Annotated in this window: 18 protein-coding genes; 7 read left to right on the forward strand and 11 right to left on the reverse strand. The window is 64.6% G+C overall.

The genetic code is table 11. From position 1 onward, the window contains the following. Positions 1–31: 31 nt before the first annotated feature. The 6 genes from nrdI (at position 32) to Q2T94_RS20245 (ending at position 8,071) form a co-directional block, all read left to right on the forward strand. Positions 32–514 (forward strand): class Ib ribonucleoside-diphosphate reductase assembly flavoprotein NrdI, encoded by a 483-nt coding sequence (nrdI, locus tag Q2T94_RS20220; protein WP_264269053.1) that lies wholly within the window; start codon positions 32–34, stop codon positions 512–514. After that, the gene (nrdE, locus tag Q2T94_RS20225; protein ID WP_264269052.1) at positions 511–2,652 is read left to right on the forward strand and encodes a class 1b ribonucleoside-diphosphate reductase subunit alpha; all 2,142 of its coding nucleotides are present in this window, start codon (positions 511–513) and stop codon (positions 2,650–2,652) included. The genes nrdI and nrdE overlap by 4 nt, the downstream gene beginning before the upstream one ends. Before the next feature lie 130 nt (positions 2,653–2,782). Then, entirely contained in the window at positions 2,783–3,757 is a 975-nt protein-coding gene (nrdF, locus tag Q2T94_RS20230; RefSeq protein ID WP_264269051.1) for a class 1b ribonucleoside-diphosphate reductase subunit beta, read from the forward strand. A gap of 427 nt (positions 3,758–4,184) precedes the next feature. Continuing rightward, complete coding sequence (locus tag Q2T94_RS20235; protein ID WP_302266471.1) at positions 4,185–6,332, forward strand: penicillin acylase family protein; 2,148 nt, start codon at positions 4,185–4,187, stop codon at positions 6,330–6,332. After that, positions 6,329–6,937, forward strand: coding sequence for a GNAT family N-acetyltransferase (locus Q2T94_RS20240; RefSeq protein WP_302266346.1), 609 nt, complete (start codon positions 6,329–6,331; stop codon positions 6,935–6,937). The genes Q2T94_RS20235 and Q2T94_RS20240 overlap by 4 nt, the downstream gene beginning before the upstream one ends. 492 nt (positions 6,938–7,429) lie before the next feature. Then, on the forward strand, positions 7,430–8,071 hold the full coding sequence (locus tag Q2T94_RS20245; protein WP_302266347.1) for a dihydrofolate reductase family protein: 642 nt from the start codon (positions 7,430–7,432) through the stop codon (positions 8,069–8,071). 67 nt (positions 8,072–8,138) lie between these two features. Here the strand turns inward: Q2T94_RS20245 and Q2T94_RS20250 are convergent, their stop codons facing one another. Further along, positions 8,139–8,741, reverse strand: a complete 603-nt coding sequence (locus tag Q2T94_RS20250; protein ID WP_302266348.1) for a helix-turn-helix domain-containing protein — start codon at positions 8,739–8,741, stop codon at positions 8,139–8,141. Between the two features lie 112 nt (positions 8,742–8,853). On the opposite strand from Q2T94_RS20250, the gene Q2T94_RS20255 reads away from it, so the two are divergent. After that, on the forward strand, positions 8,854–9,831 hold the full coding sequence (locus Q2T94_RS20255; protein WP_302266349.1) for an NAD(P)/FAD-dependent oxidoreductase: 978 nt from the start codon (positions 8,854–8,856) through the stop codon (positions 9,829–9,831). Between the two features lie 93 nt (positions 9,832–9,924). Here Q2T94_RS20255 and Q2T94_RS20260 read toward each other — a convergent pair whose 3' ends face one another. The 10 genes from Q2T94_RS20260 to poxB form a co-directional block, all read right to left on the reverse strand. After that, positions 9,925–11,097, reverse strand: a complete 1,173-nt coding sequence (locus Q2T94_RS20260) for a serine hydrolase domain-containing protein (protein ID WP_264269046.1) — start codon at positions 11,095–11,097, stop codon at positions 9,925–9,927. Positions 11,098–11,111: 14 nt separating this feature from the next. Beyond that, positions 11,112–12,845 (reverse strand): ATP-binding cassette domain-containing protein, encoded by a 1,734-nt coding sequence (locus tag Q2T94_RS20265; RefSeq protein WP_264269045.1) that lies wholly within the window; start codon positions 12,843–12,845, stop codon positions 11,112–11,114. Between the two features lie 2 nt (positions 12,846–12,847). Then, the gene (locus tag Q2T94_RS20270; protein ID WP_264269044.1) at positions 12,848–13,729 is read right to left on the reverse strand and encodes an ABC transporter permease; all 882 of its coding nucleotides are present in this window, start codon (positions 13,727–13,729) and stop codon (positions 12,848–12,850) included. Further along, positions 13,726–14,673 (reverse strand): ABC transporter permease, encoded by a 948-nt coding sequence (locus Q2T94_RS20275; RefSeq protein ID WP_372342871.1) that lies wholly within the window; start codon positions 14,671–14,673, stop codon positions 13,726–13,728. Before Q2T94_RS20275 ends, Q2T94_RS20270 begins: the two co-directional genes overlap by 4 nt. 8 nt (positions 14,674–14,681) lie before the next feature. Beyond that, complete coding sequence (locus Q2T94_RS20280; RefSeq protein ID WP_436836842.1) at positions 14,682–16,334, reverse strand: ABC transporter substrate-binding protein; 1,653 nt, start codon at positions 16,332–16,334, stop codon at positions 14,682–14,684. Beyond that, positions 16,312–16,752 carry a thioesterase family protein gene (locus tag Q2T94_RS20285; RefSeq protein WP_302266351.1) on the reverse strand — a complete coding sequence of 147 codons (441 nt, stop codon included), beginning with the start codon at positions 16,750–16,752 and terminating at the stop codon, positions 16,312–16,314. The genes Q2T94_RS20280 and Q2T94_RS20285 overlap by 23 nt, the downstream gene beginning before the upstream one ends. Further along, on the reverse strand, positions 16,749–17,720 hold the full coding sequence (locus Q2T94_RS20290) for a 3-hydroxyacyl-CoA dehydrogenase NAD-binding domain-containing protein (protein ID WP_264269041.1): 972 nt from the start codon (positions 17,718–17,720) through the stop codon (positions 16,749–16,751). Before Q2T94_RS20290 ends, Q2T94_RS20285 begins: the two co-directional genes overlap by 4 nt. Before the next feature lie 2 nt (positions 17,721–17,722). Then, positions 17,723–18,610 (reverse strand): beta-keto acid cleavage family enzyme, encoded by an 888-nt coding sequence (locus Q2T94_RS20295; RefSeq protein WP_264269040.1) that lies wholly within the window; start codon positions 18,608–18,610, stop codon positions 17,723–17,725. Continuing rightward, positions 18,607–19,485 (reverse strand): TetR family transcriptional regulator C-terminal domain-containing protein, encoded by an 879-nt coding sequence (locus Q2T94_RS20300; protein ID WP_264269039.1) that lies wholly within the window; start codon positions 19,483–19,485, stop codon positions 18,607–18,609. Before Q2T94_RS20300 ends, Q2T94_RS20295 begins: the two co-directional genes overlap by 4 nt. Positions 19,486–19,835: 350 nt before the next feature. Beyond that, complete coding sequence (gene poxB / locus Q2T94_RS20305) at positions 19,836–21,560, reverse strand: ubiquinone-dependent pyruvate dehydrogenase (RefSeq protein WP_264269038.1); 1,725 nt, start codon at positions 21,558–21,560, stop codon at positions 19,836–19,838. Between the last annotated feature and the right edge of the window lie 155 nt (positions 21,561–21,715).

Genomic DNA, 21,715 nt, shown 5'->3' on the forward strand with positions numbered 1-21,715 from the left:
TACCGATTCCAGTGATTTCGAGGCGATCAAGATGCCTGCTTCATCGTTGGCCACACCGCCAATGCATGATCACGCCGTTCCGGCAGAGGTACTTACCAACAACAAATTGATCTATTTCTCCTCGGCCTCGGGTTATACCCACCGATTCGTGGAGAAACTCGATCTGGAATGCGCTCGCATTCCGTTGCTGAACCACGAACCGCACTTGGTGGCGGCTGAGCCGTATGTGCTACTGCTTCCCACCTATGGCGGTGAAAAGGGCGAAAGATCAATACCCCCGCAAGTCGTCAAGTTCCTCAACGATGAGCGCAACCGAAACCTATTACGAGGCGTAATTGGTGCCGGAAACACAAACTTTGGAACCACATATTGCTTGGCCGCAATCAAGATCGCAGCCAAATGCAACGTTCCGCTTCTATATAAATTTGAGCTCATGGGCACTCCAGAAGATGTGACCCGGGTTCGCGAAGGATTGGAAGTCTTTTGGACACGAAAGTCGCAGTACCTGAAATGAAGCAGGATTCTAAGGAATTGCCGGCCGCTTTTCAGGGCCTGGGTTATCACGAGCTGAACGCCATGCTGAACCTTTACGGGGCAGATGGGCGCATCCAGTTCGAGGCCGACCGTGCAGCGGCACGCCAGTACTTCCTGGAGCACGTGAACAACAACACCGTGTTCTTCCACGACCTGGACGAGAAGCTCGAATATCTGGTCAAGCACGAGTACTACGAGCGCGAGACGCTCGACCAGTACACGATGAACTTCATCCGCGACCTCTACCGCGGTGCCTACGCCAAGAAGTTCCGCTTCGAGACCTTCCTGGGTGCCTTCAAGTTCTACACTTCGTACACGCTGAAGACCTTTGACGGCAAGCGTTACCTGGAGCGCTACGAGGACCGCGTGTGCATGGTTGCCCTGCACCTGGCCCGCGGCAACGAGGAAATGGCAGTCGCCCTGGTCAACGAGATCATCGAGGGACGCTTCCAGCCCGCCACCCCGACGTTCCTGAACGCCGGCAAGGCCCAGCGCGGCGAACTCGTCTCCTGCTTCCTGCTGCGCATTGAAGACAACATGGAGTCGATCTCCCGCGGCATCAACTCCTCGCTGCAGCTGTCCAAGCGCGGCGGCGGCGTTGCCCTCTCGCTGACCAACGTCCGCGAGCACGGCGCCCCGATCAAGCAGATCGAGAACCAGTCCTCCGGTGTCATCCCCGTGATGAAGCTCCTCGAAGACAGCTTCTCCTACGCCAACCAGCTGGGCGCACGCCAGGGTGCCGGTGCCGTGTATCTCAACGCGCACCACCCCGACATCCTGCGCTTCCTGGACACCAAGCGCGAAAACGCCGATGAGAAGATCCGCATCAAGACCCTCTCCCTGGGCGTCGTGGTTCCGGACATCACCTTCGACCTGGCCCGCAAGAACGAGGACATGTACCTCTTCTCGCCCTACGACGTCGAGCGCGTCTACGGCGTGCCGTTCAGCGACATCTTCGTCACCGAGAAGTACTACGAGATGGTCGACGATGCTCGCATCAAGAAGACCAAGATCAATGCACGCGAGTTCTTCCAGACCCTGGCGGAGATCCAGTTCGAGTCCGGCTACCCGTACATCATGTTCGAGGACACCGTAAACCGCGCCAACCCGATCAAGGGCAAGATCTCGATGAGCAACCTGTGCTCGGAGATCCTGCAGGTTTCGACTCCCTCGGAGTACAACGAAGACCTCGGCTACAAGACCGTGGGCAAGGACATCTCCTGCAACCTCGGCTCGATGAACATAGCCAAGGCCATGGACGGCAAGGACCTCGGGGCATCGATCGAGACCGCGATCCGCGCGCTGTCCGCAGTCTCGGACATGTCCTACATCAACTCGGTGCCCTCGATCGCCCAGGGCAACGCCAAGACCCACGCCATCGGCCTGGGCCAGATGAACCTGCACGGCTACCTGGCCCGCGAACGCGTCCACTACGGCTCCGAAGAGGGGTTGGACTTCACCAACATCTACTTCTACACCGTGGTGTTCCACGCGCTGCGTGCCTCGAACAAGCTCGCCATCGAGACCGGGGAGGCCTTCGACGGCTTCGCGGATTCGAAGTACGCCTCGGGCGAGTTCTTCGACAAGTACACCGAGCAGGAATGGGTCCCGGCCACCGAGCGTGTGCGCGAGCTCTTTGCCGGGATCGACATCCCGACGCAGGATGACTGGCGTGCGCTGAAGGCTTCCATCATGGAGCACGGCATCTACAACCAGAACCTGCAGGCCGTCCCGCCGACCGGCTCGATTTCCTACATCAACAACTCGACCTCCTCCATCCACCCGGTGGCGGCGAAGATCGAGATCCGCAAGGAAGGCAAGATCGGCCGCGTCTACTACCCGGCCCCTTACCTGGACAACGACAACCTGGAGTACTACCAGGACGCGTACGAAATCGGCTACGAGAAGATCATCGACACCTACGCGGTTGCCACGCAGCACGTGGACCAGGGCCTGTCCCTGACCCTGTTCTTCAAAGACACCGCCACCACGCGCGACATCAACAAGGCGCAGATCTACGCATGGAAGAAGGGCATCAAGACGCTCTACTACATCCGCCTGCGCCAGCTGGCACTCGAGGGAACCGAAGTCGATGGTTGCGTCAGCTGCATGCTCTAGTCGCAGCCGTTTCACCCCCGGTTGCCAGGTCGCGATAACCTGACAACCGAATGCGTACGACGGCGGGTTCACACCCGCCGTCGTACGCGCACCCGTTACAACCAAAAACTTAGCAAGAAGAGGGACGGAAATGACTGAGAAGCTGAAGCTGGCCAGCCACGTCGAAGCCATCAACTGGAACCGCATCCAGGACGACAAGGACGTCGAGGTGTGGAACCGACTGGTCAACAACTTCTGGCTGCCGGAGAAAATCCCGCTGTCCAACGACGTCCAGTCGTGGAACACGCTCACCGAGCCCGAGAAGCTGCTGACCATGCGCGTCTTCACCGGCCTGACCCTGCTGGACACCCTGCAGGGCACCGTCGGCGCCGTCTCGTTGATCCCCGATGCGCTCACCCCGCACGAAGAGGCCGTGTACACCAACATTGCCTTCATGGAATCGGTGCACGCCAAGAGCTACTCCTCGATCTTCTCGACCCTGTGCTCGACCAAGGAAATCGACGACGCATTTCGCTGGTCCACCGAGAACGAGAATCTGCAGAAGAAGGCGCAGATCATCGAGAGCTACTACTACGGTGAAGATGCGCTGAAGCGCAAGATCGCCTCGACCCTGCTCGAGTCGTTCCTGTTCTACTCCGGCTTCTACCTGCCGATGTACTGGTCTTCCCGCGCCAAGCTGACAAACACCGCTGACCTGATCCGTTTGATCATCCGCGACGAGGCCGTGCACGGCTACTACATCGGCTACAAGTTCCAAAAGGGTCTTGAAGGCCTTTCCGAGGAGCGCAAGCAGGAGCTGAAGGACTACACCTTCGAGCTCATGTTCGAGCTGTACGAGAACGAGGTCCAGTACACCCACGACCTCTACGACGGTGTCGGCCTTGCCGAGGACGTCAAGAAGTTCCTGCACTACAACGCCAACAAGGCGCTGATGAACCTGGGCTACGAAGCCATGTTCCCGGCATCGGTCACCGATGTTAACCCGGCGATCCTTTCGGCACTGAGCCCGAACGCCGACGAGAACCACGACTTCTTCTCCGGATCGGGTTCCTCGTACGTGATCGGCAAGGCCGTAAACACCGAAGACGAGGACTGGGACTTCTAGGTCCCAGCCCAACCACATCGGCCCATGGGCGCCGGCGTCACCACAACGGTGAAGCCGGCGCCCTTGGTGATTTTGAAGTTAGGTGGCGAAAACCGCTGGCGTTCCTATTCGGACGCCAGCGGTTTTGTGGTTAACGATTCTAGAGTGAAGTGCGTCCCGCCCGGATACCCGTCATGCCAAGACGGGAGTTTCCCCCAAGGCTTTGAACCGTCTGGAGATCAGAATGAAAGTTCCGCCCTCGGGATCGGGGTCGACCAGGACGTGGCAGCGTCAAGGTGAAAATTCTGGGACCGTGCACTTGGAGACATGCCAGCTGCGCTCCATGCAACACTCCTTCACGAAGAGCCCCGGTTTTGAGAACCCGCCCCAAGTCACCTATCTTTGACTAAAGTAAGCCTTACCTAAGTTTGAGAGCGCCCTTGTGAACATGACGCCTGACCCCGCCGGCCCCGGCAACCACACCTCCGGCAATGCCCCAGGCGCAGGCACTTACCGCGATGCGTGGGGGATCCCGCATCTGCGTGCCGATTCCGCAGACCAGCTGGCGCGCCTGCAGGGCTTGAACGCCGCCACGGACCGTTCATGGCAGATCGAACTGGAACGCTGGCGCTCCGAGGGACGCACCGCCGAAATGCTGGGTGCCGACGGCGTGCCGTGGGACCGTTTCTCCCGGCAGTGCAGGCTTGACGACACCGCGCGCCGCTGCTTCGAGGCCCTCGACGCCGACACTCAGCGCTGGTGCACCAGCTTCGTGGCCGGCATCAACCAGGCGCTCGAGGCCGGGGTGCGCGGAGGACCGGAATTCGATGAGTCCGGCACCGCTCCGGCACGGTGGAACCCCTGGACCCCTTTGGGGGTGTTCCTTGTCCAGCACATCCTCTTCTCCACGTTCCCGAACAAGCTCTTCCGCGCCCATGTCGCCCGGACCCTCGGACCAGACGCCGTCGCCCTGTTCAGCATCGAGGCCCCGGTGTTCTCCGGTAGCAATGCCTGGGCCGCCCACGGGTCGACCACCGCGGACGGTGCGCCGCTGATTGCCGGGGACCCGCACCGCTTGCTGGAGCTGCCCGGCGTCTACCAGCAGATTCACCTTTCCTGCCCCGAGTTCGACGCCGTCGGCTTCGCCTTCCCCGGTGTTCCTGGCCTGCCGCACTTCGGCCACACCGGCCACACCGCCTGGGCCATCACCAACGCCATGGCCGATTACCAGGACCTCTTCGAAGAAGAGCTGCGCCGCAGCGAAGACGGCGGCATCCAGGCGTACGGCCCGCGGGGCTGGGAATCAGCCGTCGCGGGCGTCGAAACGATTCTGGTCCGAGGCGGCAATCCCGAGGCCGTGGAGGTTATCGAGACCGCCCGCGGTCCGGTCATCGCCGGAGGGCTAGATGGTGGCGCGTTGAGCCTGCGGATGCCCGCCCGGGTCGAGGGGCGGTTGGGTTTCGACGCGCTGCTGCCGTTGCTGCGCAGCCGCCGCGTCGCCGACGTGGAGACGGCACTGCAGCGCTGGGTGGAGCCGGTCAACAGCGTTCTCGCCGCGGACACCGAAGGGACAGTCCGGCATTTCCTCGCCGGGCTGGTGCCGCAGCGGAACCAAGAAAACCGGCGCGTGCCGGTGCCGGCGGCCTCGACCGAACATGCCTGGGACGGCAGCTATGTGCAGCTGCCGAGGACCGGGGTGGAATGTTTCGCGGTGAGCGCCAACGACCGCGAAGCGGGAGGCGGGGATTCAGTCGGGATGGAATTCGCTCCCGCCCACCGCGCCCGGCGGATCCACGAACTCCTGGAAGACCCGGATGCCGCACCCCTCACCGTGGACGCCATGCAGGCCATCCATTCGGACACTCTGCTCGGCTCGCTGCCCGCCTTCCGTGCCCTGCTGGAATCGCTCGATGCCGGTGTATTGCCGCCCGCCGCCGCCCGGCTCCGCTCCCGCATCCTCGAATGGGACGGCCACATGTCCGCGGACAGCGCCGACGCCGGGGCGTTCGCCACGTGGCGCTCGGCGCTGGTCAGCAGGATTGCCCGGCACCCCGCCCTGGAGCCCCTGGCCGGAGCACATGGGTATGCGCCGCTGTTCGGGCCATGGCTTTCCGTGGCGTCCCGGGTGGGCTTCGCCGTTGAGACCCTGTTGCTTGGCGGCACGGAGCTGGGGATCGACCCTGCGGTGGAGGCTGCCGCTGCCCTGGCCGAGGCCTCGGCCGGATCGGAGCAAAACTGGGGCGAGCGACACACGCTCCTTGCCGTGCATGAGCTCCCCGGCCGACTCGCGGCCGGCGTCCCGACCGCGGCCCTCTCCGGGGACACCGGCTGCGTGCTCTCCACCGAGTCCCTGCCCGGTGTCGAGGACCGCAGCTTCCGCGGCCCGGTGGCCCGCTACGTCTGGGACCTCGCGGACCGCGCCAATTCCCGCTGGGTCGTCCCCTTCGGCGCGGCCGGCAACCCGGAAAGCCCCCATTTTTCCGACCAACTGCCGCTCTGGGCGGCCGGCGACCTCGTTCCAGTCATCACGGACTGGGACCTGCTGGTCAAAGACGCCTCACTTGCCACGGAACCCCCATCCGGAAGGACCCCATGAACACCACCTCCACAACGGCCCAGGACTTCGGCCTTCGCACCGCCCTATACACCGAGGACCTCGAATCCGGGGGGACGGTGCGGATCATGCCGCTGTCCCCGGAGGGCGACCTCGACCTCATCCACGGCTGGGTCATCCAGGACCGAGCCCGGTTCTGGGGCATGACCAAGTACTCCCGCAGCGACGTCCTGGAGGTCTACCAGTTCCTCGAGTCGCTTCAGACGCACCACGCGTTCCTGGTGCTGTTCAATGGCGAACCGGTGGCCCTCTTCCAGACCTACGAGCCACTGCATGATCCCGTGGGCGAGGCCTACCCGGCCCGGGTCGAGGACATCGGGATGCACCTGCTGCTGGCACCGGCCACCCGTCCCGTCCCGAATTTCACGCCTCGGCTGGTCACCTCGTTGATCAACTTCATGTTCGCCGACCCAGCCATCGATCGGATCGTGGTGGAACCCGATGCCCGGAATGACAAGGCCGTGCGCCGGCTGGAGGCCACGTGCTTCGAGCTCGGGCCCAAGATCCAGCTGGAGGAGAAGGAAGCGCAGTTGGCCTTCCTGAGCCGGGGGCGCTTCGAGCGCACGGAAACGTTGCGTACGCGCTAGGACTTGACTCGTGGCTGATGCGGATGCGGCGTTCACAGGCCGGTCGCCGAATCTCCAGTCGGCCGCCAGCACGGACCCGCTCACGGGACGGGCGCGCCGGGCGGGCCTGCCGACAAGGGCGACACTGCCCGGTTGAAAGTCGGGTCGCCGGGTCGCCGGGTTGATTGGCGGAGCGGATGTCTTGATGCCACGGCCGCACGCAGTGGGCTCTTCGCTACCTGTTGCGTGCTTTCGGGGCTCGGCCCTGCGCCCGGGGAACCGCGGAAGTGAAATCTTCTCCATGAGTCAATTCGGGTTTCCCCTATTTCGCGAGCACTTTTGATGAGTCTCGCCGACCCCTTGAACTCCGTTGGGACCGGGCCTAGCATTGCTGGCACGGGCACCGGCGGAGCACCCGATGGTCGCGGTGCCGGTGAGGCCCGAACACGAAATGGCCGTCCTCGGGAGAGGGGACCGGCAGAGGGCTACGTCGATTGGATCGGGGAGAACGTCATGGGCGAGACTACGGCCGAGGCGTCGTCGGCGGAGCTGATGGTGGATCTGATCATTTCCTTGGACGGGTATGCCTCGGCCGAGGGGTGGCCCGGCTGGTGGGGCCTGGAAGCGCCGGAATACCTCGCCTGGCTCGAGCGGGAAGGGCAGAAGCAGTACACCTACCTCCTCGGCGCAAACACCTACCGGTTGATGTCTGCCATGTCGGCTGAGGCGGCGGCCGCGGATTCCAATTTTTCCGAGACCGAGGCAGCCAGTCTGACGGGCCTTGCCGACGTGGCCAAAGTCGTCTTCTCTTCGTCCCTGCGGGCACCCCTGAGCTGGCCGAATTCGAGGCTGGTGAGCGCAGATGCGGTCGAGGCCGTGGCCGTGGCCGAGATGAAGCGGAGCGGGAACGGACCGATGAGCACCCTCGGGAGCCTCAGCCTGAGCCGGTCGCTACTGGCCGCGGGACTCGTGGACCGCTTCCGGGTAGTCGTTTTCCCTGTGATCACGGGCAGGACCGGGAAGGAACGCATCTACGACGGGTATCCTGACGTGGCACTCGAAATGGTGGACAGCAGAACCTTCGACGGACGGCTTCAGCTGCTCGAATACGTCCCCACCGTGCTCAGCGGCCCGCCTGGCACCGCACCGAAATGATCCCATATTAGTGCGTTTGCCTTTCAGCGGACGTGGGCCGGCAGGGCAGCCCCATCTGCCGGGCGTGCTAGGAAACCGCAGGGGTCTTCCGTGTTGGCCTGGCCCGAACATGCATGCGTTCGCCCTGCGGGCCAAAGAGGCTGAGGAACTCCACGCCCTGTCCGTCCGCCAGCCCAAACCAGTGCGGGGTATGAGTATCGAATTCCGCCGCCTCGCCGGCGGGGAGTACCAAGTCGTGGTCCCCGAGCCGCAACCTGAGGTTCCCCTTCAGGACGTAGAGCCATTCGTAGCCCTCGTGGGTCGCCAGCGGCGGGTCTGCAACGGTTTTGCCGGCCGGGATCACGTGCTTGAATGCCTGGAGTCCGCCGCCGGCCCCGCGGCTCAACGGCAGGATGGTCATGCCGTGGCGGACAATGGGCTTGATATGGATGCGCGGATCCCCGGTCGCCGGAGCTCCCACGAGGTCGTCCAGGGGCACACCGTGGGCGCGCGCCAGCGGCAAGAGCTGTTCCAGGGTGGGCCGGCGCTGGCCGGATTCGAGCCGGGACAGGGTGCTGACCGAAATACCGGTCTGCGCCGAGAGCTCCTGGAGGGTCTGGTTGCTGCCGTTCCGCAGGCTGCGCAGCCGGGGTCCCACTTGCGCGAGGGTGCTGTCCATGTCTTGTTCCATGGTCCTATTTTGCCACATCGGCAAAAATGATTGCCAGAAGTTGGGAGATGGGTCCATGCTGGGTGGTGCACCGGATTTCCCCGGTGAAAACACGATCCAGGGAGCATGAACCATGAACACGACGCCGGATACATTCGACGTGGCCATCATCGGCGGGGGAGCGGCGGGACTGGCCGCAGCCCAGGCGCTGGGACGTTCGCGCCGCAGCATCGTCGTCATCGATGCCGGGGAACCTCGCAACGCCCCGGCCGAGGGCGTGCACAACTTCCTCACGCGCGACGGACTGCCGCCGCGCGAGCTGCTCGCCCTCGGTCGGAAAGAGGCGGAGGGCTACGGTGTCCGGTTCCGCGATGCCCGCGCTTCGGCGACCAGGCGGAACGCCGACGGGTTCGGGATCGAGTTGGACGACGGGACCATGCTCGCCGTCCGCAAGATCATCCTCGCCTCCGGAGTCAGCGACACGCTTCCGGCAGTCGAGGGATTGGAGGCGTCCTGGGGCAAGAACGCGTTGCACTGCCCCTATTGCCACGGCTGGGAAGTGAGGGACCAGGACATTGCCGTGTTGGACAGCCCCTTCGCCGTCCACCAGGCCCTGATGTTCAGGCAGTTGAGTGATCGCGTCACCTTGTTCACCGCTCCGGGACGGGAATTCGATCCGGTTGAGCGGGAGAAGCTGGAGGCACGGGGCATCGGCGTCGTGCCGCAGGAAATCATCGCCGTACGCGGCAACGACAACCACCTGACCCACGTGGTTTTCCGGGACGGTGGTGAGCGCGCCGTCGATGCCCTGGTTGTCATGCCGCACTTTGCGGCGGGGGTCGAGGTGCTGTCCGGCGTTGGCCTGGAGGCGACGGCACACCCGTCGGGCATCGGCACGTACGTTGCCACCGACGAAATGGGCAAGACGGAAATCCCGGGCCTGTGGGCGGCGGGGAACACCCGTGACCCCATGGCCCAGGTGATGATGGCGGCCGCAGACGGGCTGCGCGTGGGCGCCATGGTCAACGCCGACCTCATCCAGGAAGAGACCGACGCGGCGGTGGCCGCCCTGCGCGCCGGTGCGGTTGCCGCGGTCGGGCAACGTAGCTAGCCAAAAAGAGCGGCGGCCCTCCACCACCTGTTCGGCTGCCGATGCTTCCCGAAGTCCACCTGCTCGATGCCTTCGGGTATCAAGGGATGGGGGTCAAACAATGCGAGCCAGGGCTCCCAGCAGGTCCTTGGCCCGGCGGTCCTGGTCTTCGGCGAGCATTTCGTTGGTCAAGAACGAGAATCCTATGTTCTTTCCCGGCCAGGCCCCATGCAATCCGCCACCGGCACCGGAATGCCCGAAGGCCGGGGCTACCGGGCCGTAGGTTCCGAGGGGATCGGCCAACTCATAGCCGAGCCCGAAGCGCAGTGGCCGGTCATTGACTGCGTCCACGCCCTCGGACCAGGTCGCCGTGGAGGACGCGAGGGCCCCGGCGGACAACAACGGTGAATGTGGCGTGGCCAGTTGGGAATAGAGGGATGCCATCGCATCGGCGGTGCCAATGCCACCGCCGGAGGCCATCTCCGCTCGCCTCATTTCCACGGAATTGAACGGATCGCCGGTTCCGGTGAGGGAGCCCGCGTACATCCGATCCACGATCTTCCGCCGTTCCGGATCCTGCAGGAACGTGGAGATCGCATAGTTCTCCGACCGGAAAATGGTGGCCAGTCGCCCGTCCAGTGATTCGGGTAGACCCAAGTGAATGTCCAGGTCAAGCGGCACCGCGAGCAATTCCCCAACCAGTTCACCCGGGGTTTTTCCCGTAACGCGGAAGAACAGCTCGGCCGCCAGGTACCCGTAGGTCAGTGCGTGGTAAGCGACCTTGGTGCCGGGTTCCCACAAGGGCGACTGGGCCGCCAGGACCGCTGCAACGGCCCGGTTGTCGTATCTCAGGCTATCGTCGGGGTCCGGGTCGACATAGACGAGGCCAACGGTGTGGCTGAGCACTTGGGCGACGGTGACATCCTGCTTTCCGGCCCCCGCGAATTCGGGCCAGTACGAGGCGACGGTGGCTTCCGGGTCCAGGACGCGCCGATCAATCAGGATCGCGGCAATGGTGGCCATCAGGCCCTTGGTGCCGGAAAACAAGACTGCCATGGTTGATTCCGACCACGCCCGACGCGTTCCGGTGCCCGAAGCGGGGGCGGCTCCATTCTTGACCGTGGTGCCTCCGTAGAACCGGGCCAGGGGCTTGCCCTCGCGGTACACGCAAAAGGCCATGCCACCCTCGGCGGCTGCCAGGTGCCGGGCGAAGACTCCGGACAGCATCTCGAAGCCGGGTAGGGGCAGCCCGTCATTGTGGCTGGTCAGGGACATTTCAAGTGACATGTTCAGGTTCTTCCCTACTTGAAGGCCGGGACGTTGGCGAGCAGTTCCTGCGTGTAATGGTGCTGCGGGTTGTTGAGCACTTCCTCGGTGGTCCCCATGTCCACGATCTTGCCCTTTTGCAAGACGGCGAGGCGCTGGGAGATGTGCCGGGCCAGGGCGATGTTGTGCGTGACAAAAAGCATCGACATGTTGTGGTCGGTCTGCAGCGTGCGCAGCAGATCCAGGATCGAGGCTTGCACCGAGACGTCCAGGGCACTGGTGATCTCGTCGCAGACCAGCAGCGAGGGGGCATTGACCAGGGCACGGGCAATCGCCGCGCGCTGGCGTTCACCGCCGCTGAGGTCGCCGGGACGGCGTTCCATGTAGCGTTCGCCGAGCTTTACCTGGTCCAGGGCTTCCAGGACCAAGGCGCGGCGCTTGCGCTTGTCGTTGATTCCCGACATCTGCAAGGGGACACCCACCGACTCGGCAATGGTTCGACGCGGGTTCAGTGATGAGAATGGCGACTGGAAGATGTATTGGATCCGCCGCCGGTCCTCGGATGACCGCATCCGCGTGCCGGTGGCCAGCCTCTCGCCGAAAAGCTCGATCGAGCCGGTATAGGCATCATTGAGCCCGGCCACGCAGCGCGAGAGGGTGGTCTTGCCGGACCCCGACTCGCCCAGCAGCATCATCGATTCTCCCTCCAGCAACTGGAAGTCGATCCCGTCCAGGACCGCGTGTTTGCCGTATGACAGGGCCAGGTCGCTCAGTTGCAGCAGCGGGCGGGCAGCCACCGCAACGGAAGCCGGCCGTGGCAGGATGCCGGGCAAGGACTTGGCGTCATCGACGAGCTGGGTGGAGCCGGTGGTGTCCGGCACGCCGAGGGGGCCGGCGACGACCAATGGCTGTTCTCCGGTGATTGCTTCCACCTGGCCCACCCGGCGTCTGCCGGCGAGATCGGGAACCGCGGCGAGCAGCCTGCGCGTGTAGCCGTGTCGCGGGGCGAAGAGGACCTGGTCGGTCGCACCGTGCTCCACGATGTCGCCCTGGAGCATGACGGCGACCTCGTCGGCGATCTCTGCGACCACGGCCAGGTCGTGTGTGATGTAGAGCCCGGCGACCTGGTGCCGTTCGGCCAATTCGCCGATTGTTTGCAGCACTATGGCCTGGGTCGTGACGTCCAGGCCGGTGGTCGGCTCGTCGAGCACGATCACCGACGGCCGGCAGGCGAAGGCCATCGCAATTCCCACGCGTTGCTGCTGTCCTCCGGATAGCTGGTGGGGGTAGCGCCGCTGGTAGGCGGGGTCATTGGCCAGGCCCACCTCGGCCAGCACTTCCCCAACCCGCGACCGGCGTTCGGAATCGGTGGCGCCGACTTGGTGCACGCGCAAGGTCTCGGCAATCTGCTCGCCGATGCGCATGGACGGGTTCAGCGACAGCGACGGGTCCTGCGGGACGTAGGAGATGACCTTGCCGCGCAGGCGCCGCAATTGGGCGTCGGGCAGATCCAGGATGTTTCCGTGGTCCCCGCTGCCCAGGCGCACCGTGCCGGTGCCCTTGGACAGCCCTTGGCGGAAATGCCCCATGCATGCGAGCCCGGCGGTTGTCTTGCCCGAGCCGGATTCACCGACCAGGGCCAGGATGCGGCCAGGCGCCAGGGTGAAGCTGACCCCGTGCAGGATTTCCTCTCCGGCATCCGTTTGCACCCTCAGGTCGGTGGCGCACAGCGCACTCGCCGCGATGTCGTTCTCAACAATCGTGGTCATTGTCATTTCCCCGCATTCATGTTGGCCGAGGCCCGCGCGAGCGAGTCGGTCAGGAGGTTTGTGCCCACGGTCAGCACTGCGATGGCCGCAACTGGCAGCAGCACGCCCCAGGGTTGGACGACCAGGGCGATCCGACTCTCGTTGATCATCAGGCCCCAGTCCGCGGTGGGCGGCTGCATGCCAAGCCCGAGGAAGGACAGCGCGGCGACAAAGCCGATCGAGTAGGTCATGCGCAGCCCGAGTTCGACCATCAACGGGCCGGTGATATTGGGCAGGACCTCGGTGAGCAGGATCTTCCACTTCGGCACTGCGTACATTTCACTGGCACGGATGTAGTCCTCGGTGATCACCGATGCGGTGGCCGAACGGGTGACCCGGGCAATGCGCGGGGCGTGGGTGATCCCGATGACCACCACGAGAACCCAGCCCTGCGGGCCGAGCACGGTGATGGCCAGCAGCGCGAAGACCAGCTGCGGCAGGGCCAGCAGCACGTCGTTGCCGCGCATGATCAGCGCATCGACCCGTCCGCGGGAGTAGGCCGCGGCCATTCCCACGGCGACTCCGATGACCATGCCCAGCGCCGTGGCAAGCGCCGAGTAAGCGATCAATCGCAGTCCGCCGTCCAGGAAGCGCGAGAGCACATCCCGGCCCAGGTTGTCGGTGCCGAACAGTCCCACGGGGGTGAACGGGCGTCCCGTGAATTCGGTGCTGGTATGGCCGGTCAGCCAGGGCAGCAGCAGCGGCCCGGCCAGGGCGACCAGCAACACGGCCACCGTCAGCACCAGGCCGACCTTGGCCTGGCGCTGGCGCATCATCCGGGCCAGCAGCCGAGGGGGACGGGAGGGTGACACTTTTGCTTCAATGACATCATCGACGGTGCTCATGCGGCCTTCTCCGTGCGTAGTTTCGGATTCGTGAGGATTCCCACCAGATCGGCCAGCAGGTTCACCACGATGTAGGCCGCGGCGATCAGGATGGACAGCGCCTGCACCACCTGAACGTCGCGGTTGGTCACCGCGTCCACCAGCGCCTGGCCGATGCCGGGGTACCTGAAGAGGAATTCGATCACGACCACGCCGCCGGCCATCCAGGCCAGCTGGATGGCGATGACCTGGGCGACGGGGGCCAATGCGTGGGGCACCGCGTGCCGCAGCACCACCTGGTGCTCGGGCACACCCTTGAGCCGCGCCATCTCCACGAACCCGGAATCCAGCACCTCGAGCATCGTGGCGCGCATCATCCGGACAATGTACGGGGTCACCACCAGCGCGAGCGTAATCGTGGGCAGGACCAGTTGGACCGGGTGGTTCCACACGGCCTCACCGGGCGGGGCCATGGTCACCGAGGGGAGGATCTTGAACACGGTGGTCGAGAACAACGCCACCAGCCCGATGCCGATCACGAATTCGGGGAGGGAAGCCAACACCAGCGAAACACCGGTGCTGGCGTTGTCGAAGGCCCGTCCACGCTTCAGGGCGGAGAACGTGCCAACGACGATGCCGACCGGAATGGAAATCAGTGCGGCAAGGCCCATGAGCACCAGCGAGGATTCGATGCGGTCGGACAGCAGGGCGGTCACGGGGCCGCCGGTGGCGGCCGAGTATCCGAGGTTGCCCGTGAGCAGGCCGCCGAGCCAGGTGAAGTAGCGCACCCACACCGGGTCGTTGAGGCTCATTTGCTCACGGAGCGCGGCCAGCCGTTCGGGCGTGGCCTGCTGGCCCAGGATTGCCTGGGCGGGGTCGCCGGGCAGCAGCAGGGTGGCCACGAACACCAGCAAGGAGACGATGAAGAGGATGGCCAGGCTGACCATCAGTCGTTTGGCGATCATGCGGGCGATCATTTGGCGACCCCGATCCAAGCGCGGCGGAATTCGAAGCCCGACAAGGCCAGGCCGGTCTTGTTTGGAATCAGCCCCGCCACGTATTTCTGGTAGGCGTCCGCCTGGTTGGGGTGGCCCCAGATGATGTATCCGCCGCGCTCGTACTCGATCTGCTGCGCCTTGGTGATCAGCGCGTTGCGCTTGGTTTCGTCGACTTCGGTGGTGGCGGTTTCGATCAACTCCAGGAACTCCGGGTCGTCCCAATGGGTTTCATTGAACGGGCTGGTCGGCAGTGAACTGTTGTTGACCTGGGGCAGGAAGTTGCGCGTGTACCAGAAGTCCTGGGCGAACGTCCACGAAAGGTAATCGTCACCAAAGAACGTCGTGGTGTCCACGCGGCGGATCCTGACGCGGATCCCCGCCGCCTTGGCCTGTTGGGCGAATACCTGGGCCGCTTCGACGGCGCCGGCCTGGATTGGTGCGGTGACCAATTCGATGTCCAGCCCGTTGGGGAAGCCGGCCTCGGCAAGCAGTGCCTTGGCCTTGCCAATGTCCTGGGTGCGTTGGGGGAGATGCGTCGCGTAGCCCGGATCGAAAGGCGCGTAGAGGTCGTTGCCCAGGGAGCCGTTGCCGCTGAGGACCTGTTCGATCATCTGTTGCCGGTCCACCGCGAGGCGGAATGCCTGACGGACCCGGACGTCGTCGAACGGGGCCTTGTCGGTGCGCATCGTGAAGGGCATCCAAGCGCCGGTTTCGGAGTTCAGGATACTGATGCGGGGATCTGCGGAGATGACTTCCAGCAGGGCCAGCGGGATCTGGCCGATGGCATCGACCTGGGTGGACAGCAAGGCGTTGAGCATCGCGTCGTCGTCCGAGAAGTTCAGGATGGTCAGCTCATCCAGGTACGGTTCGTGTTCCCGCCAGTACGCATCGTTGCGTACGAACACCGACCGGAGTCCGGGATCGAAGCTGGAGGCCTTGAACGGCCCGGTGCCAATCGGGTGCTGCACATCGAAGTCCTCCGGGACGATGCCCAGCGCATATTGCCCCAGTGAGTCGTCGAAGGTGGCGGTGGGCGTGTTGAGCCTGAATTCGACCGTCAGGTCGTCGATGACCTTGACCTCGTCGAGGATTTTCAGGGCGGCGGCCCCGCTCTTGGGGTCATCGGGGTTGGTGACCCGGGCAAAGGTGGCGGCGACATCCTTGGCGGTGACAGGGCGTCCATCGTGGAACTTCACTCCGGGCCGCAATTCGACGGTCCACACCAGGGCCGTGGCATCGGGGACGGCACTGAGGGCCAGCAACGGCTTGAGCTCGAAGTTCTCGTCGCGGTAAAGCAGCGATTCGTACAGGTTGACCACGCGGGCGATATCCGTGGTGCTGACCGGGGAATGGGGGTCGAGGGTGTCCGCGGCCCCGCCGCCTGCCAGGCCCACCCGCAGGGAACCCCCGCGGACCGGCTCGCCGGTGGGCGCGTTTTGCAACGCAACGCCGGAGGAACCACAGGCGGTGAGCAGCAAGCCCAGCCCCAGGGCCATGCCGCCGCCCAGGACTGCGCGGCGGCTGGGAGCGGTGCCCGGCGTTCGTTTGGATGGTGATTCGTGGGAATTCAAGACGTACTCGATTCTCGTGAAGGGCGCGAAGGATTCATGCAGTGATGGATCGGCCACTCCAATCGGGGGTCCTGTGCTCATGGGCGGCGATATGGGCCAGGACGTCGGCCGGGAAGGGCGTCGTGGCGCCGGTGCCCTGGTCAACGTGGAGTCCCAGTATTTCCTCCGTGGCGATGAGCTCCGACCCTCGGCGCATTTCGTGGGCAAGGTGCAGCTTCTTGGGCCCGGCGGCGACAATGCAGGTGGTGATTTCCAGCTCCTCGGCGAGGGAAGCCTCCCGCAGGTAGCGCACATGCGCCTCAACCGTGTACAGGGAGCATGCGCTGGAGCGGCGGTAGCCCTCGTCCAGGCCCAATGCGTTCATCACCGAGGTGGTCGCGTCACCGAATGCCAGTACGTAGAAGGCCTCGGACATGTGGCCGTTGTAGTCGATCCACTCGGCCGGCACTGTGCAACGATACGGATCAAGACTCACTTCGCCTGCACCCCCTGCGGATTCCGGATGGTCTCCACCACCTGGCGAACGGCAATGATCGCCGCATCGCGCTGGGCTATCAGTTCGCCGAAGGAGCGCCCCGCGGCCTCGTCGTCACACCCGTCAATGACATCCTGGCGCAACGTGGCGGTTAGTTCGGGCGCGTCCAGGCGCGTCCAGGGGGACTTGAGCGACGGGCCGAAATGGTCAAGCATGTGTGCCATGCCTCCCTCGCCTCCGGCCAGGTGGAAGGTGAGCATGGGTCCTTGCAGCGGCCACCGCAGTCCGGGGCCGTCGGTGATTGCCAGGTCGATCTGCTCGACGGTGGCCTCGCCGTTGTCGACCATGTGAAGGGCCTCGCGCCACAGCGCTTCCTGCAGCCGGTTGGCGATGAATCCGGGAACTTCGCGATCCATGGTGATCACCGACTTTCCGATGAATTCGTACCAGCCCGAGGCCCAGTTCGTGGCCTGCGGGTCCGTTTGCAGACCTCCCACGACCTCGACCAGGGGGATCAAATAGGGGGGATTGAACGGGTGGCCAACGACAAGGCGGGACGGGTCCTCCGCCTTCTGCGCCATCTCGGTCATCCCGTATCCGGACGTTGAGGAACCAATGACCACCTCGGGGGAAACGGCCTCGGCGATCCGTGCCAGCAGGTCCTGCTTCAGCTCCAGGTTCTCCGGCGCGCTCTCCTGGACGAACCCGACTCCGCGAACAGCGTCTTTCAAGTCGGCGTGGACGGTGAAGTTGTCCTTGGAAGCGCTCTCGGCAAGACCGAGCGCGGTCAACGCCGGCCAGGCCGCGTCGATGAGTCTGCGCAGCTTGGCTTCGGCATCCGGGGAGGGGTCCCACGCTCGGACGCTCAGGCCGCGGGACAGGAAGTAGGCGGCCCAGCCGCCGCCGATGGTGCCCACGCCAACGCAGGCAACACTCGAGATGTCTTCGAACTTGGGGTACGTGACCATGCTTAGGCCGCCTTATCGAGCTTGAGGATTTCACGGGCTTCGTCCGGGGTGGCCACCGAGTGGCCCATCGATTCAACGATCGTGATGGCGCGTTCGGTCAACTGAGCGTTGGTGGCCTTGACCCCCCTAGACAGGTACAGGTTGTCTTCCAGGCCCACACGCACGTGGCCGCCGAGCAGCACCGATTGCGCGACCCACGGCATCTGGTTGCGGCCAATGGCAAACGAGGTCCACTGGGCGCCATCGGGCAGCATGTTCACCATGGCCTGCAGCAGGCCGGGATTGGTCGGTGCCCCGTAAGGGATGCCCATGCAGATCTGGTAGAGCGGCGGGGGAGCAATGAGGCCCTCCTCGACCATGACGTTGGCAAACCACAGGTTGCCGGTGTCAAAGATTTCCATTTCCGGCTTTACCCCGAGGTCCCGGATCCGTGCGGCGCCTTCGCGCAACATGTCGGGGGTGCTGACATAGAGCTGGGAGCCTTCGCCGAAGTTCAGCGAACCGCAGTCGATGGTGCAGATTTCGGGGCGCAGTTCCTCGACGTGGGCCAGACGCTCGAGCCCGGAGACCAGGTCGGTGCCCGGCATGTGCACGGTGGGGTTGGCAGGATCAATGAAGAGGTCCCCGCCCATTCCTGCGGTGAGGTTGATTACCGGGTCCACGTCCGAGGCCTTCACCTGGCGCACGACTTCCCTGTACAGGGCCACGTCGCGGGAACCTTGGCCCGTTGCGATGTCCCGAACGTGGATGTGCACTACTGAGGCCCCGGCCCGGGCGGCGGCGATGGCGTCGGCAGCGATCTGGTCCGGGGAAACCGGAACGTGCTCGCTCCGTGATGTCGTGTCTCCGGCCCCCGTGAGGGCACAGGTGACGATGACTTTACGACTCATGATGTCGCTCCTTGCTGTTGGATGATGGTGCGGTCAATAAAACCGCAAATATTTGCGAACATTTGACTTGGAGTCAGGTTTCCTGTCAGGACCTGGATTCCCATTCCGTCGAACATGGCGGTCAGCTCGGCGGTTAGGGTGCCGGCATCGACGGTCACAAAGTGTCCAGTTTTTTGTCCGGCGGAGATGATGTCATGCACAGTCGAGGTCCAGCGCCGGTAGCCGGGGGAATGGGTGTCGAGCCCTCCCTCGCTAACGGCGAGCTTGGTCCAGGTCTGCAACCAGATGGACCACTCGGCGCGACCTTCGGCGCCGAGGGGAAGCTGGAGCTCGACAAGGCGCTTGAGCTGGGCCACCGGATCGGTGATCGGCTGCAACCCGGCGACCTGTCGGTCGTAGGCGAGTTTTACCGAATAGTGCAGGGTTTCGGCAAACAAGGCCTGCTTTGACGGGAAGTAGTAATGCACCGTTGGCGTGCTGACACCGACATCCTTGGCAATGTCTGCGATGCGTACCGCTGCATAGCCTTGCTCGGAAAACAGCCACCAGGCACGTTCAATGATGCTTCGACGGCGTTGGGCATGCTTTTCGTCTTCCCGGTGACGCTTCGGAAGGATGTCTGCCGGTGGTGCCGCGGAGGGTGTCTGCGCCGCATCCGAACCGGTGATAAGCCAATTGGCTGTAACGCCGGTCACGGTTGCCAGCAGGACGATTTCCTCGCTGGTGAATTTCCTGGTGCCGCTGAGTGACTTGGACAGCTTGGACTCTTCGAATCCCGTCCGGCGTGCGATCTTGCGCTGCGGCAGGCCGGTGTTGCGGATGGCCTCGCGGATGCGCTCGGCTATCCCCGAGGGGATGTTCTCTGGTTCGGGCATGGTGCAACCCTAGGCCCATGTTTGCGATTAACGCAAGGGTTCTGACTCAAGGTCAGTAAATGTTGCGGTGGGGCCCTTCGGTGCCGGAGCGGGAACCTATGGCGGATCGGCCTGGATGACTGCTCTAGCCGGAGTGGGTTCGCAAATGGGGCACCAGCAACTCGGTAACCATCGGCCAGATTCGGACGGCGCATATCGGGACGGCAAAAAGACATGCCTGCCATGGAGCGCGAATTGTTCAGGCCGTACACCGCGATGCGAAGACGGGCGGCTTCGCACCGGCCCAGGGGAATCGGCAAGCCTGTCCGGCCTTGGGGCTGCGCCGATGTTCCGACCTCTCTTACGTATTTCTAGAAGAGCTGGCGCCAGTTGGTCGCCGCGAGGTCCAGCAGCTCGTCGCCCTTTCCCGACATCACGGTGCGGACGGCGTAGAGCGCAAAGCCCTTTGCCTGCTCGGCGGTGACGGCCGGTGGCATCGAGAGTTCCTGCCGATCAGTCACCACGTCGATGAGGGCGGGTCCGTCGTGGGCCAGGGCCTCGCGCAGGACATCCGGCAGGTCCTTGGATTTTTCCACCCGGAACCCGCGGATGCCCATGGCCGTGGCGACGTCGGCAAAGTTGGGGTTGGACAGGTCGGTGGCGAAGGTGACGAACCCGGCGGCCTTCATCTCCAGTTCCACGAAATTCAGCGAGGAGTTGTTGAAGACAACGATCTTCACCGGCAGCTTCGACTGGACCAAGGTGAGCAGGTCGCCCATGAGCATGGCCAGTCCGCCGTCGCCCGAGAGCGTCACGACCTGGCGCTGCGGATGGGAGGCCTGGACTCCGATGGCCTGCGGGATGGAGTTGGCCATGGTGCCATGGCTGAAGGATCCCAGCAGCCGGCGCCGTCCGTTCATGGTGAGGTAGCGGGCCGCCCAGACCACCGGGGATCCGACATCGGCCAGGAAGACCGCGTCGTCGTCCGCCAGCTCGTCCAGCGTGCGGGCCACGTACTGCGGGTGGATCTTCGCGCCCCGGCGCGAGGGGGTGGCCAGGTCGTCAAGTTTCTCGCGGGTCTTGCGGTAGTGCTTCTGCGCGTCGGCCAGGTGCGTGGTGTCGGTCTTGCGCTGAAGCAGTGGTGCCAGCACCTCCAGGGTGTCGGCCACGGTGCCGACCAGCCCCGCATCGATCGGGGTGCGCCGGCCCAGCTGTTCCCCGCGCACGTCGACCTGGATGATCTTCGCGTCCCGCGGGTAGAACTGCTGGTAGGGGAAGTCGGTGCCCAGCAGCAGGATGGTGTCGGCGGCGTCCATGGCCCGGTACCCGGAGGCAAAGCCGAGCAGGCCGGTCATCCCGACGTCGTAGGGGTTGTCGTACTCGATGTGCTCCTTGCCGCGCAGCGCGTGCACCACCGGGGCGCCCAGCAGACCTGCGATCTCCATGACCCGTGCGTGCGCACCGGCCACCCCGGCGCCGGCCAGGATGGTAACCCGCTTGGCTGCGTTCAACAGCTCCGCGGCCCGGGCCAGGTCCTCGGCGTGGGGCAGGACGGCGGAGCGGCTGGCGTTGAGCACCGAGACGCGCGTGCCCACGGCCTCGGCCAGAGCGACGTCCCCGGGGATGACCAGCACCGCGACCCCGCGCCGTTCGATCGCGGTGCGCATGGCGATTTCCAGCAGCCGCGGCATCTGCTCCGGGGCCGAGACCGTCTCGCAGAACACGCTGGCCTCACGGAAGAGCTCGGCCGGGTGGGTCTCCTGGAAGTAGTTGCTGCCGATCTCGGACGTGGGGATGTGCGCCGCGATGGCCAGCACCGGGACGCGGTTGCGGTTGGCGTCGTAGAGCCCGTTGATCAAATGCAGGTTTCCCGGGCCACAGCTTCCGGCGCACACCGTGAGGTTGCCTGTCATCTGAGCCTCGGCACCGGCGGCGAATGCGGCGGTCTCTTCGTGCCGCACCGGAAGCCAGGCGATGGACCCGTCCTTGCGCATGGCATCGGTGAGGCCGTTGAGCGAGTCGCCCGCCACCCCGTAGATCCTTTTGACTCCGTTGGCCTTGAGGGTGGCGATCATGGTTTCGGCGACAGTGGGCATCGGTATCTCTTCCTGGCGGGTCGGGACGATTGTTCCCCACCCTACGCCGGGGCCTCGCGGCCAGCCAAGGATCTTTACTGGTCACCGGGTGGTTCCGTGGCCGAATTGTGGCCCGGGTCGCATTGCTCGCTAAGCTGGGTCCCGGATACACGGTG

The organism is Paeniglutamicibacter sulfureus (assembly GCF_030512175.1).
Taxonomy (GTDB): Bacteria; Actinomycetota; Actinomycetes; order Actinomycetales; family Micrococcaceae; genus Paeniglutamicibacter; species Paeniglutamicibacter sulfureus.